Genomic DNA, 16,330 nt, shown 5'->3' on the forward strand with positions numbered 1-16,330 from the left:
TATGTCAAATAGGGTTGATGATGCATAAAGGTAGTCATTTAACAGGACTACCTTTTCGTTTTAAGCCACAATGTGATATACGGCTCACCAAAATGTATGCGATACGTTTCAATTTTATAATATTTGATGTTGGCATCTTCAAATGATCCATCAACATTGTTGAAGTATGTTGGTGTACAAGATGAAGTGCTTTGATGAATCGGTTGTATACCAAATGATGCGTGCATTTTATAAAACTTCAAAAATAGAGAGATAATGGTCAAGGCGCTATATGCGAAAGCGCAATAAATCGTTTAGTTTCTAGCGTATATATGGTAAAATGTAGCTGATAGTCATCAAAAGAGTAGGTGAAAAGATGTTGTTTTTTAAAAAGAAAAGTAGTCAACAGACAGAAATGAATTCATTTGATCCGAAACACAATATTCCAAAGCATGTTGCCATCATTATGGACGGGAATGGGCGTTGGGCGCAAAATCGACACTTACCACGTATTGCAGGGCATAAAGAGGGAATGAATACGGTTAAAACGGTTGCTTTACACGCCAAAAAGTTGGGGGTTAAAGTGTTGTCGTTGTATGCCTTCTCTACTGAAAATTGGAAACGACCAAATGATGAAGTTAATTTTTTAATGAAATTACCGATTGATTTTTTTAGCACGTTTATACCGCAATTAAATGAAAACAATATTCGTGTCATTACGACAGGGTTTATTGATGCGTTACCGCAAGCAACACAAAAAGCGGTGAAAGACGCTATCGAGCAAACAAAGCAAAATGATGGGATGATTTTAAATTTTGCCTTAAACTACGGGTCGCGTGCAGAAATTATTGAAGCGGTTAAGCAAGTCGCTACGACCTATAAAGATAGAATCGATGAAATTGACGAAAACGTCTTTTCAAGTGCGTTGTGGGCGAGTGATTTATTAGGGGAGTACATGGATCCGGATTTATTGATTCGTACAAGTGGTGAACAACGCATTAGTAATTACATGTTATGGCAAATTGCGTATAGTGAATTGTATTTTACCAAAATTGCATGGCCAGATTTTAAAGAAAACGAGTTAGAAGAAGCGTTGGCGCATTATCAACAGCGTAATAGACGATTTGGAGGGTTATAAAATAGATATGAAGCAAAGAATAATAACTTCAATTTTTTTATTAGCTGTTGCGTTACCACTAGTGTGGATGGGTGGACAACCGTTTCGAGTCGTCGTCGTTGGTGTTGCCGTAATTGGTTTTTTGGAAATTATGAAAATGGCAAACATTCCGATTGTATCGCCTGAAGCCGTTATTGGAGCAGTGGCAACCATCGGGTTGACCGTATCTTCGGATGCTTACGGGCCGTTTAAATTAACGCCGTTTCTATTGTTGAGCAGTTGCGCTTTTTTATTGCTCATTATCATGGTATTTTCGGAAAACAAATTTTCATTTGAACGAGTGGGTGTGGTTACGCTATCGTCACTCTACCTTGGGTTAGGCGCGAATAATGTCATTTCAATTCGTTCTATGGGTCTGCCAGCTATGATTTTTATTTTATTAGCGATTTACTTAACGGATACGGGTGCTTATTTTGTGGGGCGTTCATTTGGGAAACGTAAATTGGCTCCCTATATTAGTCCTAATAAATCGGTAGAAGGGGCTATTGGTGGCACGTTCATTGCGACTTGTTTAGCCAGTAGTATGATGTTGTTTATAAAGCCTTTTGATATCGGTGTTTTTGAAACGATATTACTTGCCTTTTTTGTGTCGGTTGCCGGACAAATGGGCGATTTGGTCGAGTCGGCATTAAAACGGTTTTATGGCGTTAAAGATTCGGGGACGATTTTACCGGGGCATGGCGGCGTTTTGGATCGTTTTGATAGTATTTTGTTTGGTGTTGTTGCCTGCCAATTATTTTTAGTGGCAGTGGTCTAAATAGGAGGGACTATGGCAATTGTTGTCTTTTTATTGGTTTTTACAATCATTGTAACATTACACGAATTTGGGCATTATTATGTAGCGAAAAAATCAGGTGTACTTGTTCGTGAATTTGCTTTAGGTATGGGACCTAAAGTATTCAGCTGGCGTAAAGGTGAAACAACTTTTACACTTCGTGCGTTACCACTTGGTGGCTTTGTGCGCATGGCTGGAGATGGTGATGATACACAAGAAATTAGACAAGGGCAACGTGTGTATCTTACTCAAAATGAAGATGGACGTATTGTTGAAATTGATACACAAGATAAACCGTCTAATACATTGGCACTTCCAGTTGAAGTGTCGTATTGTGATATTGTGGATACGATGACCATTAAAGGTTTTGTTGCTGGAGAATCCGATGAACAAATTTTTGTGGTTGATGATAAAGCAATGCACATTGAACACGACGGTACACGAGTGCAAGTGGCTCCGCTTCAAACGCATTTAGAAACAAAAAGTGCTTTTAAGCGTATTGCCATATATGCAGCCGGACCAATCAATAATTTTTTGTTGAGCATTTTTGTGTTTACTTTATTAGCGTTTTCGGCGGGTGGTGTCAATTCGCCAAGTAATCATGTTACAGTTTCTGAAAATGGTGTGGCAGCACGTATTGGTATACAAACAGGGGATAAAATCACTGCGATTAATGATACAGCTATAACGAATTTTAGTGATTTGACAACCGTTATGGCTAGATTACGCCAGCAACATGTAACGGATATTGACGTAACCTATGAATCAAATCACCAGACAAAAACCATTCGTGCGCAATTAACCGACGGGTATCTCGGTGTAACGCAAAGTAAAGATACGGATATTTGGAGCAAATTAACGTATGGCTTTACAGAAACCATTTTCGTCGTGAAACAAGTTTGGCTAGCGTTAGTAGGTCTAGTGACAAACGGATTTAATGTGGGTCAACTTGGTGGGCCAATCGCCATTGTTCAAATGAGCGGTGAAGTGGCACAATCTGGTATTTTATCTATATTTTCGTTTTTAGCAATACTGAGTGCAAACCTCGGGGTTATAAATTTATTGCCAATTCCAGGTTTAGATGGTGGTAAAATTTTATTAGCCTTAATTGAGTTATTACGTGGTAAACCGTTAAGTAAAAATAAAGAAGTTTTCGTCACCATGATTGGTGTGGGCGTACTGTTGTTACTAATGGTTGTCGTCACATTTAATGATATTGCAAAATTATTTATAAAATAGTTAGAGCCGTCAGGCTCTTTTTTAGTGAGGGAACAATGGAAAGTGAAATTTTAGCGTTTTCGCAATTTAAAAGTGAGCCACAAGCAATTGAAACATTGCGCTTAAAAGCCCATCGTCAAGTCAATGAACAGTATGCATTAATGAGTTTTGACGAACGTGATGACACCGGTTTTGGTGTGTTAGCCAATGTGGCACATAATGAAACGGTGATTTGCCAATACGGCACGATAACAACATTGGAGCAAGTCGACTACGCGCTAATGCAAGCGGGTGTTGTTGTCAGTGATCTGTTTGATGCGATGGAACAATACAACCTCACAAATGTGTGGGAAAAACTGTCGCTTCGTCATCAAGCGTATACAAATAGCGGTGTGTACATTTACGTTCCGGAAGGGATGTGTTTAGATGTGACGTGTTATTTTGTGCAAGATAATTCGGTGGTGGAAGATTTAATTAAAAGTGTGATCATTGTAAAAGGTAAAAATGCGCATGTAAATGTGACGTATCATCAATTGTCCGTAGGAGAAAATCATAATCAGTATCATTTAGAAATTGTAGAAATCGATGAGATGGCTTGCTAATACGGGGGAAATAACCTAAAATAGAAATGATACAATGCGATGAAATGGAGTAAAGCATGACACCAAAACAATTCAAAAGAAGTGTAGAAGAAGCGGGCATTACACTCACTGATAAACAATTAAAACAATATGAAATGTACTTTGAAATGCTTGTGGAATGGAATGAAAAAATGAATTTAACCGCCATTACACAAAAAGAAGAGGTATATTTAAAACACTTTTATGACTCATTAACACTTGCCATTGAAACAGACGTGTTGCAAAAAAGTGTGACGTTATGTGATGTGGGTGCGGGAGCAGGTTTTCCAAGTATTCCTTTAAAAATTGCTTTACCACATTTACACGTGACAATCGTGGATTCATTAAACAAGCGGATTACCTTTTTGAATGAGTTGGTGCGTACTTTAGAATTAGAAAATGTGTCGTGTTTTCATGATAGAGCGGAAACGTTTGGACAAAACGAAGCGTTTCGTGAAAAATTTGATGTTGTGACAGCACGTGCTGTTGCACGATTAAATTTATTGAGTGAATTATGTTTGCCATTGGTTAAAGTGGACGGTGTTTTTGTGTCGATGAAAGCTTCTAGCACACTAGAAGAAGTGGCGCAATCGCGTAAAGCATTTAACGTATTAGGTGGCGAATTTGTTGAAGATAAAGCGTTTCAATTACCGTATGAAGCCGGTGAGCGTCATATTGTTGTCGTGCATAAAAAACAAGCGACACCAAAAAAATATCCAAGAAAAGCAGGCTTACCTGCAAAAAGTCCAATAGAATAGGAGTGTGTCGAATGGGAAAAGTTATAGCCATATCAAATCAAAAAGGTGGCGTTGGTAAAACAACGACAGCGGTTAATTTAGGTGCAGCACTAGCGTATTCTGGACGACGTGTCCTTTTGATTGATAGTGATTCACAAGGAAATGCGACAAGTGGATTAGGTGTGAATCGCGGAGATGTTGAAGGTCGTGATATTTATAGTGTACTCATTGAAGGGGTATCGATACGAGATGCGATTGTCCCAAGTAGTCGTGAAAATTTATGGATAGTACCTGCAACCATGAATTTAGCGGGTGCTGAAATGGAAATGTATACAATTGAGCATCGTGAAACGTTATTGAAACGTGCGTTACAAGATGTTGTTCATGACTATGATTTTATTTTAATTGACTGTCCACCGGCATTAGGGGCATTGACCTTAAATGCTTTTACAGCTAGCGATTCTGTCTTGATCCCCGTTCAATGTGAATATTATGCGCTAGAAGGATTGAGTCAGTTATGGAATACGATTCGTTTAGTTCATCAGCATTTTAATAAAGATTTGCGTATTGAAGGTGTGTTGCTAACGATGTTGGATACACGAACAAATTTAGGTGCAGAAGTTGTTGAAGAAGTCCGCACTTATTTCAAAGAAAAAGTTTACGAGACGGTTATTGTACGTAATGTGAGATTGTCAGAAGCACCAAGCTATGGGCAATCCATTATCGATTATGACTTGAAATCACGTGGCGCACAATTGTATTTAGAGTTGGCTTCGGAGGTGTTAGCACAAAATGACTAAAAAAGAAAAAACAACTAAAGGTTTGGGACGGGGAATGAATGCTCTGTTTTCAAATGGACTAGAAGATTTTGAAACCGTCAAAGAAAATGAACAGGTTGAAGAAATTGATTTAGCGTTGGTTCGACCAAATCCGTATCAACCCCGTAAAATTTTTGATGAAGCCGCTTTGAATGAATTAGCAGAAAGCATTAAGCAAACAGGTGTTTTTCAACCCGTTATTTTACGTAAGTCTGCTATAAAAGGGTATGAAATTGTTGCGGGTGAACGCCGTGTTCGCGCATCAAAATTAGCTGGTAAAACAACGATTCCTGCGATTGTCCGTCAACTTGATGAAGGGTTGATGATTGAAATTGCGATTGTTGAAAATTTACAGCGTGAAAACTTGAATGCACTCGAAGAAGCGCAAGCCTATCAAAATTTAATGGCAAAATTAAATTTAACTCAAGCACAAGTGGCTGAAAAGTTAGGGAAAAGCCGTCCGTACATTGCCAATTATGTGCGTTTATTAACGTTGCCAAGTGGTGTAAAAGCATTATTAAATGACAACTTATTGTCAATGGGACAGGCAAGAACATTGTTGAGTTTAACGAATCCAGACGATATGTTAGCATTGGCTAAACGTGCGGTAAAAGAAAATTTAACCGTTCGTCAATTAGAAGAATTAGTGGCTAAAATGATACAACCTGAAGTAAAAGTGTCTAAGCGTAAACGTAAAGCGCTCAAACCAACTTACATTTCAGAAAGTGAAGAAAAATTAACTGACAAATTTGGAACGTCATGCCATATTGTTGAAAAAGGTAATGATCGTGGAAAAATTGAAATTGAATACTTGTCACAAGGTGATTTAGGACGCATTTTAGAAATTTTAGATATTCGGATTGATTAGGTGATGACATGCAACAAAAAGTTTTCGGATTAGGCGATGTGGTGGAAATGAAAAAACCGCATGCCTGCCAAACGAATCGATGGAGCATCATTCGTATGGGAATGGATATTCGTATTAAATGTGAAAAATGTGGGCAAATGGTGTTAATGCCACGTGTCGAATTTACAAAAAAAATGAAAAAAGTATTGGTGAAGAATGCACCAGTACATACACAAGAATAAGAAATGAGGATTTTAGAAAATGGCTTTAACAGCTGGAATTGTCGGATTACCAAACGTCGGTAAATCAACATTATTTAATGCAATTACAAAAGCGGGTGTGGAGGCAGCAAATTATCCGTTTGCTACAATTGATCCCAATGTCGGTGTCGTAGAAGTGCCGGATAGTCGTCTTATTCGCTTGACTGAATTAGTCAAACCGAAAAAAACCGTACCGACAACTTTTGAATTTACTGATATTGCTGGAATTGTGCGCGGTGCAAGCAAAGGTGAGGGGTTAGGTAATAAGTTTTTAAGCCATATTCGCCAAGTTGATGCCATTTGTCATGTGGTGCGTTGTTTTGAAGATGAGAACATTACTCACGTGGATGGAAAAGTTGATCCAATTGCGGATATTGAAACCATCAATTTAGAATTAGTGTTAGCCGACTTAGAAAGTGTTGATAAACGTATTGCACGTGTTGCGAAAATGGCAAAGCAAAAAGATAAAGATGCGCTTATTGAACACGATTTGTTGCTGCGTATTAAAACGGTTTTAGAAGATGGAAAATCTGCACGTAGTATTGAATTTACTGACGATGAATGGGCGGTTGTAAAAGGCTTTTTCCTATTAACCACTAAGCCAGTGTTATATGTTGCGAATGTTTCAGAAGATGATTTAGCCAACGGTGGGAACAACAATCATGTGGATACTGTGCGTGAGTTTGCAGCGACTGAAGGCGCTCAAGTAGTTGTGGTTTGTGCACGACTTGAAGAAGAAGTGGCTGAATTGGAAGATGACGAAAAAGCAGAATTTTTAGCAGATTACGGTATTGAACAATCAGGATTAGACATTTTAATTCAAAAAGCATATACGTTACTTGGTTTAGCAACATACTTTACAGCGGGTGAACAAGAAGTGCGTGCATGGACGTTTAGACAAGGCATGAAAGCACCACAATGTGCGGGTATCATTCACTCTGACTTTGAACGTGGATTTATTCGTGCAGAAACGGTATCGTTTGAAGACTTATCTCATTACGGTAACATGAATAGCGCTAAAGAAGCGGGGCGTGTCCGTTTAGAAGGTAAAGATTACGTTGTTCAAGATGGCGATGTCATGTTGTTTAGATTTAATGTGTAATTTACCTATCGAAATCATAAAATGACGTATGAAAAATCTAGACTACTACATTCAGACTGTTGACAAAGTAAAGTGTCAACAGTCTTTTTTCGGTGTTATGTCAAATAGGGTTGATGACTCATAAAGATAGTGATTTAACGGATGTTACGTCACTATCTTTTCATTTTAAGTCACAAAGTGATGTACGGCTTACCGCGATGTACGCGGTACATCGCTTATTTTCGACTACGTGCGTGCCGTACGTCTGATATGATGAGCATACTTAAATGTGGTGTAGTGGAAATAGATTGGTGTGCTTAAAGAAACCTAGTCACAACCGGTTTTGACAGCATTTTTTATGTGTTGCTTTGACACTCAGTATCCACTCTATTTTGCGATTTTTAAGTAGATGAATACTTTTTGTTTGTGTCATAGAAATGATTATAAAAAGCGGTGCGATGATTTGATGTGTGGTATAATAAACGTACTGTATACAGTGGAGGGGACCATGGATAAAAAGTTATTTATTATTAGTGACGTGCACGCTGAGCATGATTTATTATTGAAATTATTAAAATTAGTTGATGAAGATGAGCACCAAATTGTTTTTTTAGGTGATTTAATTGATAGAGGACCTTCGGCAAAAGCGACAATATATACGGTTAAACAGTTAGTTGAAGAAAAAAATGCCATTTGTTTAACGGGAAATCATGAAGATATTTTTTTACAATGGTTAGATGCACCGGAAGAAAAAATGGATTGGTATTTGCGTAATGGGGGGCAAGCTACCATCGAAAGTTTATTGTATGTCGGTGTATTTGATGAAGAATCACCCGTTGAAATGGCAGCCATGATTAAAAGTCGCTATCCGGATATTGTTTCCTTTTTCCAACAATTGCCGTTGTATTACGAAACGGAGCATGTGATTTGTGTCCATGCGGGTATCAATTTGTTGCTAGAAGATTGGCACGAGACAAGTAGACGCGATTTCATATGGATTCGCGAAGCCTTTCATCATGCACAAAACACCACAAATAAACATATTGTGTTTGGACATACACCTGTTCAAGGGTTGCATGGTAACTTGTTTAATACGGGAATTTGGTATCATCAACATAAAATTGGGATTGATGGTGGTGCCGTGTATCAAGGGGCTCTACACGGTTTGGTAATGGATAAAGATAGTATCGAAGCGGATTATCAAATTTTTAATCCCCAACATAAATTTGAAAAATATGACAATATGAATACAGAAGAAAATGCTGAATAAACTCAGCATTTTTCTATGAGGAGAATACATGACAACGTATCAAGAACAAACGTTACAACACACGATTAAACTTTTAAAAGGCATTTCACCTAAGGCGGTAGAAACGGTATTAAACTTATTGCAAGAAGGGAATACTGTCCCCTTTATTGCGCGTTATCGAAAAGAGATGACAGGTGCGCTTGATGAAGTGGCGATTCGTGAAATTGATGAAACGTATCAATTGCAAGCGGCGTTGATGAAACGTAAAGACGATGTTTTGCGTTTGATTGATGAACAAGAAAAATTAACGATTGACATTAAAGAAGCTATTGATCGCGCAGAAAAAATGCAACAGTTGGAAGATATTTATCGTCCATTTAAACAAAAGAAACGGACAAAAGCCACGATTGCTAAAGAAAAAGGCTTAACGCCATTGGCGCAATTTTTAATGAATGGGTCGATGGAAGATGTCGAAGCATTTGCCGAAACGTTCATTAATGCCGAAAAAGAAGTCTTATCCGTTGAAGATGCGTTACAAGGTGCGCATGAAATTATGGCTGAAATGATTTCAGATGAACCGAAATATCGGGAATGGATTAGACGATTTGCCAATCAGCATGCCGTTGTTGAATCGAGTGTAAAAAATGCGGATAAAGATGAAAAGGGCGTTTATAGTCACTATTACGAATTTGCTCAACCGTTGAAATTGATGAAACCACATCAAACGTTAGCGATGAATCGTGGCGAAAAAGAAGATGTGTTAAAAGTAGCGATAACATTACCAAGTGAAAAAGTAATGGCGTATTTTGCTAAAAAACTCATAAAAAAAGAGACGTTGACGAGTGAATATGTCGCAAAAGCGTATGAAGATAGTTACAAACGGTTTATTTTCCCGAGCATTGAGCGTGAGATTCGTTCGGAATTGACAGAACTTGCTGATACACAAGCCATTCATGTATTTGCTGAAAACTTAAAAAACTTATTGTTGCAGCCACCGATGAAAGAAAAAGTTGTTTTAGGGTTAGATCCGGCTTATCGTACGGGTTGTAAATTGGCGATTGTGGATGCAACGGGACGTGTTTTAGATAAAGGTGTGATTTATCCGCACAAACCCGCGAATGCGAAACAACGTGAGGAAGCAAGCGTTAAATTTAAACGTCTTATCGAGAAATACGATGTGCGTATGGTCGCGATTGGAAATGGGACGGCGAGTCGAGAGTCGGAAATTTTTGTTGCGGAAAACATTAAGCAGTTGAAACAGACGGTGCATTATGTCATTGTGAATGAAGCAGGGGCGTCGGTTTATTCGGCAAGTGATGTCGCGCGTGCGGAATTTCCTGATTTTCAAGTTGAAGAACGCAGTGCGGTCAGCATTGCGCGTCGATTGCAAGATCCGTTAGCCGAATTGATTAAAATTGATCCGAAATCGGTAGGTGTTGGACAGTACCAACACGATGTATCGCAAAAACAATTGGAAGTGCAGTTGGATGCTGTTGTTGAAGATGTGGTCAATGCGGTAGGCGTCAATTTAAATACCGCCAGCAGTGCATTATTGCAACGAGTTTCAGGTTTAAATAAAACAATTGCTACGAATATTGTCGCTTACCGTGATGAACATGGCACTTTCAACAACCGACAAGAGTTGAAAAAAGTGCCACGACTAGGCCCAAAAGCATTTGAGCAAGCGGTAGGATTTTTACGTGTATCTGGAGGAGACAATGTATTGGATAATACGGCGATTCACCCCGAGGTGTACGTCCAAACAAAAGAATTGTTGCGCGTCATGGGCGTTACGGCGGAATCGCTAGGTCAAGCGGATGTGCAAGATAAAATTAAGGCGATGAGTGTAGAACGTGCCGTAGAATTAACAGGGTTAGGTAAAGAGACAATTAAAGATATTTTAGAAGCGTTAGAAAAACCGGGTCGTGATGTCAGAGATGCGATTGCAGCGCCTTTGTTAAGAAGTGATGTCTTGAGTATGGAAGATTTAACGGTCGGTATGAAGCTACAAGGGACAGTGCGCAATGTTGTCGATTTCGGTGCGTTTGTTGATATTGGTGTGAAACAAGACGGGTTAGTGCATTTGTCAAAAATGAGCGAGCGCTTTGTCAAACGTGCCAGTGATGTTGTAAGTGTTGGAGATATTGTTACCGTATGGATTGATCAAGTAGATGTCACTAAAAATCGAATTAGTTTAACGATGGTAGGGCCAAATGAGTAAGTTATACTCTCAAGAGTGGTTGCAACAACGTGTAGAAGCCATTTCGCTAGAGTGGTTTCATCGACCGTTTATGCATATTGCCACATGGAATACACGTTTAAAAACAACAGGTGGACGGTACCATTTAAAAACACATCATTTAGATTTTAATCCGGACGTCTTAACGTTATTAGGTATCGACCAATTTGATGCAGTCATTAAACATGAATTGTGTCATTATCATTTACATTTACTTGGATTAGGGTATCGGCATGGAGACGATGATTTCAAAAAACTGCTCAAAAAAGTGGGTGGTACACGGTTTGTATCGTGGGGGAATCATCGCGAAAAAACAGCTAAATACACTTACCAATGTCTATCGTGTGCCCAAAAATTTCATCGAAATAGACGTATCGATACGCAACGTTTTGCCTGTGGAAAGTGTAAAGGAAGGTTGCAATTGATACAGGCACATCAGTATAAACAAATAAAATAGGTTGCTTTTGTAACCTTAAAATACGACTGAAACAGTGTGTAAAACGTGTTGAATTTGACGTTTTATATACTGTTTTTTTATGGGATAAATGTTCTGTTTTTCGTTTCGAAACCGTAACAAAAATAACAAACGTGTAACAAAAGGCTTTTTATATAACAAAATGGTTAAAGGTATATAAAAGAAAACGTTTACTTTACAAAAAGTGGGGGTTTAGTATGATACGATTTTTCCGTGGTTAAGCCACACTGTGTTGTGTTTTATTACAAATTGAATAAAGATTATTCAAGAAATGGAGAAAAACAAAAAACATGAAAAAAGTAAAATTAACCGTTGGCATTGTATTGGTATTAGTCGGTGCAATGTTATGGATGGTGACAAAACCAACTGTATTTGCCCAAGGCTTAAGAGACTGGTCACCTCGTTCGGTTGAAGAAATTAAAACAGATTTATTAAACAACGCAAAAAACGGAAACAGTAGTTATACTGTAAAATGGGGCGATACTTTATACGCACTATCAAAAGCAACAAATATTTCTATGGAACATTTAGCTAGCATCAATGCGATTTCAAATTTCTCTCTAATTGATGAAAATGCTATCCTTTCTTTTAATAAAGACCGCAATGTCGTATCGGTTTCTGACGGTTTAACCGTTAATAGCTTTGATGCGAAAAGTGGAGAAAAAGTAAACGTTTCAAAAGAAGAAAAAACGCAACAAACGATACAAACACAACAACACAAACCTTCTGATGAAACGTCGATCGCTTCTGCGTCAAGTGTTGTTGAAACGACAACTCAAGCAGCTGCTACGCAACAAAAGGCACCAGCCCAATCTCAAGCAACACCTGCAGTAGCAAAAACGCAAGAAGTGGTGGCTACATCGCGTTCACCAAAACTATATACGTTGAATCGTTTTATGTTTTTAGGTGTTATTAATTGGAATAGTTTGAAATTTACCTATTATTCACAAAGCGTATTGCCTGGTGGTGGGTTACGTATCCCTGGTCGTCACGTGAACGCTGACGGGTATGTTGCCGATAAAGATGGCTACATTGTTTTAGCAAGTAGCGCACCGTTAGGTACAATTATTGATACACCTTTTGGTTATCAAGGTAAAGTGTATGACCGTGGAACTTACGGTAATCACTATGATGTTTATGTTCGTTAATGAATAGAGCACCGATCACATTCGGTGCTTTTTTGTTTTGATGGTATCATTTGTGCCAGATAGCGCACACTTACGAAAATATTCACTATTTTTCATTGAAAAATGGTATAATAGAGCAAACTATGTCAAAATGTACAGGAAGAAAACATGAAAGTTGTTTGCGTAAGTAAATTTAATTATTATGATTTGCGTATTAAATCAGTGATGCATTTTTTTGAGCAAAAAGGGTATAACGTTTTATATTTAACGGGCGACTACGATACGATGAATCGCCAACATTATCAATTGAATGTCCCTAATGCCAAACAAATACGTGTGATACCGTATTATAAAAATATATCGTTTCAACGGATTTATTCACACTATCAATTTGCAAAAGCGATTTATAAGCAACTTTTACAAGAAAAACCCGATGTGATTTATGCTATGGTGCCACCAAATTTTATGGCACATTTTATAGCGAAATATAAACGGCAGTTTCCACAAACTAAAGTGATTTTTGACGTGTTTGATATGTGGCCAGAAACGTTTCCGAATAACCGGTTAAGGCCAATATTAGCGTTACCGTTTAAAATTTGGGAGCAACTACGTACACGTGGATTACGCCGTGCCAATTTAGTGTTGGCAGAATGTGAATTATTTACGAATCGACTGCAACAACTTGGCAACAAAGCGGTAGGAACGTTACACCCGTATCAAGAAGAAAATACGTTGCCGATTCAATTTTCCCAAGAAGAAGGGCTTCATATTTGTTATTTAGGATCGATTAATAACATTATTGATATTGAACGCATTACACAATTTTTTCAAAAACTCGTTGAACGTCGTCGTGTGACGTTACACGTTATTGGAAATGGAGAAAAAAAAGACTATTGGCTCCATCAAATGCGCGCTATTGGTGTTGATGTCGTAGATTATGGAAATGTATACGACAACACAGAAAAACAAAAGATTTTTAACCGTTGTGCTTTTGGCATTAACATTTTAAAAGAAAGTGTATATATCGGTTTAACGCTTAAAAGTATTGATTATTTTAATGGTGGGTTACCATTGTTAAATACGGTTAATCACGATACGGCTAAGTGGGTTGACGAATATGGCGCAGGTATCAATATTGAAAGTATTGATCAAGGTGTTGAAGCGATTTGTCAGTTACAATATCAAGATGTTTTATTGATGAAACAGCGCGCAAGAAAGGTGTATACCGAAAAATTATCGCCACGCAAATATAACGAAAAAATAGACATGTATTTAGAAAGGATTTGTAATGAATAAAGAAGTTGCCGTTTTATTGGCAGTATATTATCCGAATATGACGTTTTTAAAACAACAATTACGGAGTTTAAATGATCAGACGTATAATAAAATGCGCATTTATATTTGCGATGATTCTGCTAATGAAAAAGAATATGCATCCATTTCTAAGTTAGTACAACAAGAATTAACAAATAAACCGTATATTTTATTTGCCAATGCACAAAATTTAGGTAGTACAAAAACGTTTGAGCGTTTAACCCAGTTGGCACAAGGCGATTATGTTGCGTACTGTGATCAAGACGATATATGGGAAACAGATAAAATTGAAAAACAAGTGATAACGATTGAACACACACAAAGTCGTTTAGTGTATAGTCATTTACGTGTCATTAATGCACAAAATGATGTCATTTCAGAACGGTTTAGCGAATACAATCCACGTATTGAAATGGTGGAAGGCGAAAATTTATTTTCCTTTTTTGTGCGCCGTAACTGTGTAACGGGATGCAGTTTATTAATGGATAGTGCGGTTGCTAAACAAGCAATGCCATTTCACAGTGAATACGTGCACGACCATTGGTTAGCGTTACACGCCAGTCTATCTGGGAAAATCACATGTATTAAAGAAAGTTTGGTACAGTATCGTTTGCATGGCGATAATCAAATTGGTAGCACTCGTTTATACGGTGTAGAAAACATTGAAGATTATGTGCCAAATAAGTTAGTGAAAGAATATGATAAGTTAAGCACTTTATTTGATGTATTGCCCTTGACACCACAACAAAAAGAAGTGTTAGAAGCGGAATTGAAGAGTATTCAAGCGCGGATAGATTGGTTTAAAAAGCCGAGTGCATCGACGTATCGTGCGTTAAAATCGTTTAGAAAAGAGGACGCGCAGTTGGCGAAATTTGAAACGGTGGTGCGCTTATTGCCGAAAAAATGGGCAAACAAAGTCATTCGAAAAATTAAACAGTAGGAGTATACAGATGAAAGGAATTATTTTAGCTGGGGGAAGTGGGACGCGGTTATATCCGTTGACGCGTGCGGTATCAAAACAATTGATGCCAATTTATGACAAACCGATGATTTACTATCCAATGTCAATCTTGATGTTGGCGGGCATTCGAGATATTTTAATTATTTCGACACCAACCGACACGCCACGATTTGAACAACTTTTTGGAGATGGGCACGAATTAGGTGTTAATATTTCGTATAAAGTCCAAGAAAGTCCGGATGGATTGGCGCAAGCGTTCATTTTAGGGGAAGAGTTTATTGGAGATGACTCTGTTGCGTTAATTTTAGGCGATAACATTTATTATGGTGATGGCTTTTCACGTATGGTGCAACGTGTTGCCAAAAAAGAAAAAGGTGCGACAGTGTTTGGGTATCACGTGCATGATCCAGAACGTTTTGGTGTGGTAGAGTTTGACGAAAACATGAAAGCTTTATCGATTGAAGAAAAACCGATTCAGCCGAAAAGTCAATATGCCGTAACGGGTCTGTATTTTTACGATAATCAAGTCGTTGAAATTGCGAAAAACATTAAACCGTCTCCACGTGGCGAGCTAGAAATTACCGATGTGAATAAAGTGTATTTAGAGCGTGGTGAATTAGATGTTGAGTTGTTGGGACGTGGTTTTGCGTGGTTAGATACGGGAACGCATGAATCATTATTAGAAGCATCGACATTTATTGAGACTGTTGAAAAACGCCAAAATTTAAAAGTGGCGTGTTTAGAAGAAGTAGCGTACCGTATGGGCTACATTACAAAAGAACAAGTGCGTGAATTAGCGCAGCCGTTGAAGAAAAATGAATATGGACAATATTTACTACGGTTAATTGGAGAATAAGATGAGTGAACAATTTTTTGGTAAAACGTTAAGTGCCAAACCCATTCCACAAATTCCCGGATTCATTCAATTCGATATTCCAGTGCATGGCGATAATCGAGGATGGTTTAAAGAAAATTTTCAAAAAGAAAAAATGATACCGCTTGGGTTTCCAGAATCATTTTTTGACGCCGACAAATTACAAAATAATGTCAGCTTTTCGCGTAAAAATGTATTGCGCGGGTTGCATGCTGAACCATGGGATAAATACATTTCTGTAGCCGATGGTGGAAAAGTTTTAGGTACATGGGTTGATTTGCGTGAAGGCGAAACGTTTGGTAATGTGTATCAAACCGAAATCGATGCCAGTGTCGGTGTATTTGTGCCGCGTGGTGTAGCTAATGGATTTCAAGTGTTATCCGAGACCGTTTCCTACAGTTATTTAGTCAATGACTATTGGGCGTTAGAATTAAAACCGAAATACGCTTTTGTGAATTATGCCGACCCACAATTAAATGTGCAGTGGCACGATTTAGAAAATGCGGAAGTTTCAGACGCGGATAAATTACATCCGTTATTAAAAGATGTTAAACCATTGAGAAAAGAAGATTTATAGGA

The 16,330-nt window shown here is 38.1% G+C and carries 18 protein-coding genes; 17 read left to right on the forward strand and 1 reads right to left on the reverse strand.

What is annotated here, in order from left to right; genetic code table 11:
• Positions 1-47: 47 nt before the first annotated feature.
• A complete protein-coding gene (locus J7S27_00790; protein ID QTU83093.1) occupies positions 48-227 on the reverse strand; it encodes a hypothetical protein in 180 nt (59 codons plus the stop codon).
• A 128-nt stretch (positions 228-355) separates the two neighbouring features.
• On the opposite strand from J7S27_00790, the gene J7S27_00795 reads away from it, so the two are divergent.
• The 17 genes from J7S27_00795 (at position 356) to J7S27_00875 (ending at position 16,328) form a co-directional block, all read left to right on the forward strand.
• Positions 356-1,117, forward strand: a complete 762-nt coding sequence (locus tag J7S27_00795) for an isoprenyl transferase (protein ID QTU83094.1) — start codon at positions 356-358, stop codon at positions 1,115-1,117.
• A 7-nt stretch (positions 1,118-1,124) separates the two neighbouring features.
• Positions 1,125-1,913, forward strand: coding sequence for a phosphatidate cytidylyltransferase (locus J7S27_00800; protein ID QTU83095.1), 789 nt, complete (start codon positions 1,125-1,127; stop codon positions 1,911-1,913).
• A gap of 12 nt (positions 1,914-1,925) precedes the next feature.
• A complete protein-coding gene (locus J7S27_00805; GenBank protein ID QTU83096.1) occupies positions 1,926-3,170 on the forward strand; it encodes a site-2 protease family protein in 1,245 nt (414 codons plus the stop codon).
• 35 nt (positions 3,171-3,205) lie between these two features.
• Positions 3,206-3,751, forward strand: a complete 546-nt coding sequence (locus J7S27_00810; GenBank protein ID QTU83097.1) for a hypothetical protein — start codon at positions 3,206-3,208, stop codon at positions 3,749-3,751.
• A gap of 56 nt (positions 3,752-3,807) precedes the next feature.
• On the forward strand, positions 3,808-4,527 hold the full coding sequence (gene rsmG, locus J7S27_00815; GenBank protein ID QTU83098.1) for a 16S rRNA (guanine(527)-N(7))-methyltransferase RsmG: 720 nt from the start codon (positions 3,808-3,810) through the stop codon (positions 4,525-4,527).
• An 11-nt stretch (positions 4,528-4,538) separates the two neighbouring features.
• The gene (locus J7S27_00820; GenBank protein QTU83099.1) at positions 4,539-5,306 is read left to right on the forward strand and encodes a ParA family protein; all 768 of its coding nucleotides are present in this window, start codon (positions 4,539-4,541) and stop codon (positions 5,304-5,306) included.
• A complete protein-coding gene (locus J7S27_00825; GenBank protein ID QTU83100.1) occupies positions 5,299-6,192 on the forward strand; it encodes a ParB/RepB/Spo0J family partition protein in 894 nt (297 codons plus the stop codon). The genes J7S27_00820 and J7S27_00825 overlap by 8 nt, the downstream gene beginning before the upstream one ends.
• A gap of 8 nt (positions 6,193-6,200) precedes the next feature.
• Positions 6,201-6,413 (forward strand): DUF951 domain-containing protein, encoded by a 213-nt coding sequence (locus J7S27_00830; GenBank protein QTU83101.1) that lies wholly within the window; start codon positions 6,201-6,203, stop codon positions 6,411-6,413.
• A 19-nt stretch (positions 6,414-6,432) separates the two neighbouring features.
• A complete protein-coding gene (ychF, locus tag J7S27_00835) occupies positions 6,433-7,533 on the forward strand; it encodes a redox-regulated ATPase YchF (protein QTU83102.1) in 1,101 nt (366 codons plus the stop codon).
• 487 nt (positions 7,534-8,020) lie between these two features.
• Positions 8,021-8,782, forward strand: coding sequence for a metallophosphoesterase (locus tag J7S27_00840; protein ID QTU83103.1), 762 nt, complete (start codon positions 8,021-8,023; stop codon positions 8,780-8,782).
• Positions 8,783-8,810: 28 nt separating this feature from the next.
• A complete protein-coding gene (locus tag J7S27_00845; protein ID QTU83104.1) occupies positions 8,811-10,982 on the forward strand; it encodes an RNA-binding transcriptional accessory protein in 2,172 nt (723 codons plus the stop codon).
• Positions 10,975-11,457, forward strand: coding sequence for a SprT family protein (locus J7S27_00850; protein ID QTU83105.1), 483 nt, complete (start codon positions 10,975-10,977; stop codon positions 11,455-11,457). Before J7S27_00845 ends, J7S27_00850 begins: the two co-directional genes overlap by 8 nt.
• 308 nt (positions 11,458-11,765) lie before the next feature.
• Positions 11,766-12,623, forward strand: a complete 858-nt coding sequence (locus J7S27_00855) for a LysM peptidoglycan-binding domain-containing protein (GenBank protein ID QTU83106.1) — start codon at positions 11,766-11,768, stop codon at positions 12,621-12,623.
• Positions 12,624-12,770: 147 nt separating this feature from the next.
• A complete protein-coding gene (locus tag J7S27_00860) occupies positions 12,771-13,898 on the forward strand; it encodes a glycosyltransferase (protein ID QTU83107.1) in 1,128 nt (375 codons plus the stop codon).
• Positions 13,891-14,856 carry a glycosyltransferase gene (locus J7S27_00865; GenBank protein ID QTU83108.1) on the forward strand — a complete coding sequence of 322 codons (966 nt, stop codon included), beginning with the start codon at positions 13,891-13,893 and terminating at the stop codon, positions 14,854-14,856. Before J7S27_00860 ends, J7S27_00865 begins: the two co-directional genes overlap by 8 nt.
• A 10-nt stretch (positions 14,857-14,866) precedes the next feature.
• The gene (gene rfbA, locus J7S27_00870; GenBank protein ID QTU83109.1) at positions 14,867-15,733 is read left to right on the forward strand and encodes a glucose-1-phosphate thymidylyltransferase RfbA; all 867 of its coding nucleotides are present in this window, start codon (positions 14,867-14,869) and stop codon (positions 15,731-15,733) included.
• A 1-nt stretch (position 15,734) separates the two neighbouring features.
• Positions 15,735-16,328, forward strand: coding sequence for a dTDP-4-dehydrorhamnose 3,5-epimerase family protein (locus J7S27_00875; GenBank protein ID QTU83110.1), 594 nt, complete (start codon positions 15,735-15,737; stop codon positions 16,326-16,328).
• Positions 16,329-16,330: the final 2 nt, after the last annotated feature.

Source organism: Carnobacteriaceae bacterium zg-C25, assembly GCA_017945845.1.
Lineage (GTDB): Bacteria > Bacillota > Bacilli > Lactobacillales > Aerococcaceae > WM01.

What these genes read in the sequence shown, in the direction of transcription:
- J7S27_00840 (QTU83103.1), top strand. Translation starts at nt 8,021, where the DNA reads ATGGATAAAAAGTTATTTATTATTAGTGACGTGCACGCTGAGCATGAT.
- J7S27_00875 (QTU83110.1), top strand. Translation starts at nt 15,735, where the DNA reads ATGAGTGAACAATTTTTTGGTAAAACGTTAAGTGCCAAACCCATTCCA.
- J7S27_00800 (QTU83095.1), top strand. Translation starts at nt 1,125, where the DNA reads ATGAAGCAAAGAATAATAACTTCAATTTTTTTATTAGCTGTTGCGTTA.
- J7S27_00830 (QTU83101.1), top strand. Translation starts at nt 6,201, where the DNA reads ATGCAACAAAAAGTTTTCGGATTAGGCGATGTGGTGGAAATGAAAAAA.
- rfbA (QTU83109.1), top strand. Translation starts at nt 14,867, where the DNA reads ATGAAAGGAATTATTTTAGCTGGGGGAAGTGGGACGCGGTTATATCCG.
- J7S27_00850 (QTU83105.1), top strand. Translation starts at nt 10,975, where the DNA reads ATGAGTAAGTTATACTCTCAAGAGTGGTTGCAACAACGTGTAGAAGCC.
- J7S27_00795 (QTU83094.1), top strand. Translation starts at nt 356, where the DNA reads ATGTTGTTTTTTAAAAAGAAAAGTAGTCAACAGACAGAAATGAATTCA.
- J7S27_00820 (QTU83099.1), top strand. Translation starts at nt 4,539, where the DNA reads ATGGGAAAAGTTATAGCCATATCAAATCAAAAAGGTGGCGTTGGTAAA.
- J7S27_00860 (QTU83107.1), top strand. Translation starts at nt 12,771, where the DNA reads ATGAAAGTTGTTTGCGTAAGTAAATTTAATTATTATGATTTGCGTATT.
- J7S27_00805 (QTU83096.1), top strand. Translation starts at nt 1,926, where the DNA reads ATGGCAATTGTTGTCTTTTTATTGGTTTTTACAATCATTGTAACATTA.
- J7S27_00790 (QTU83093.1), bottom strand. Translation starts at nt 227, where the DNA reads ATGCACGCATCATTTGGTATACAACCGATTCATCAAAGCACTTCATCT.
- J7S27_00810 (QTU83097.1), top strand. Translation starts at nt 3,206, where the DNA reads ATGGAAAGTGAAATTTTAGCGTTTTCGCAATTTAAAAGTGAGCCACAA.
- J7S27_00845 (QTU83104.1), top strand. Translation starts at nt 8,811, where the DNA reads ATGACAACGTATCAAGAACAAACGTTACAACACACGATTAAACTTTTA.
- J7S27_00855 (QTU83106.1), top strand. Translation starts at nt 11,766, where the DNA reads ATGAAAAAAGTAAAATTAACCGTTGGCATTGTATTGGTATTAGTCGGT.
- J7S27_00825 (QTU83100.1), top strand. Translation starts at nt 5,299, where the DNA reads ATGACTAAAAAAGAAAAAACAACTAAAGGTTTGGGACGGGGAATGAAT.
- ychF (QTU83102.1), top strand. Translation starts at nt 6,433, where the DNA reads ATGGCTTTAACAGCTGGAATTGTCGGATTACCAAACGTCGGTAAATCA.
- rsmG (QTU83098.1), top strand. Translation starts at nt 3,808, where the DNA reads ATGACACCAAAACAATTCAAAAGAAGTGTAGAAGAAGCGGGCATTACA.
- J7S27_00865 (QTU83108.1), top strand. Translation starts at nt 13,891, where the DNA reads ATGAATAAAGAAGTTGCCGTTTTATTGGCAGTATATTATCCGAATATG.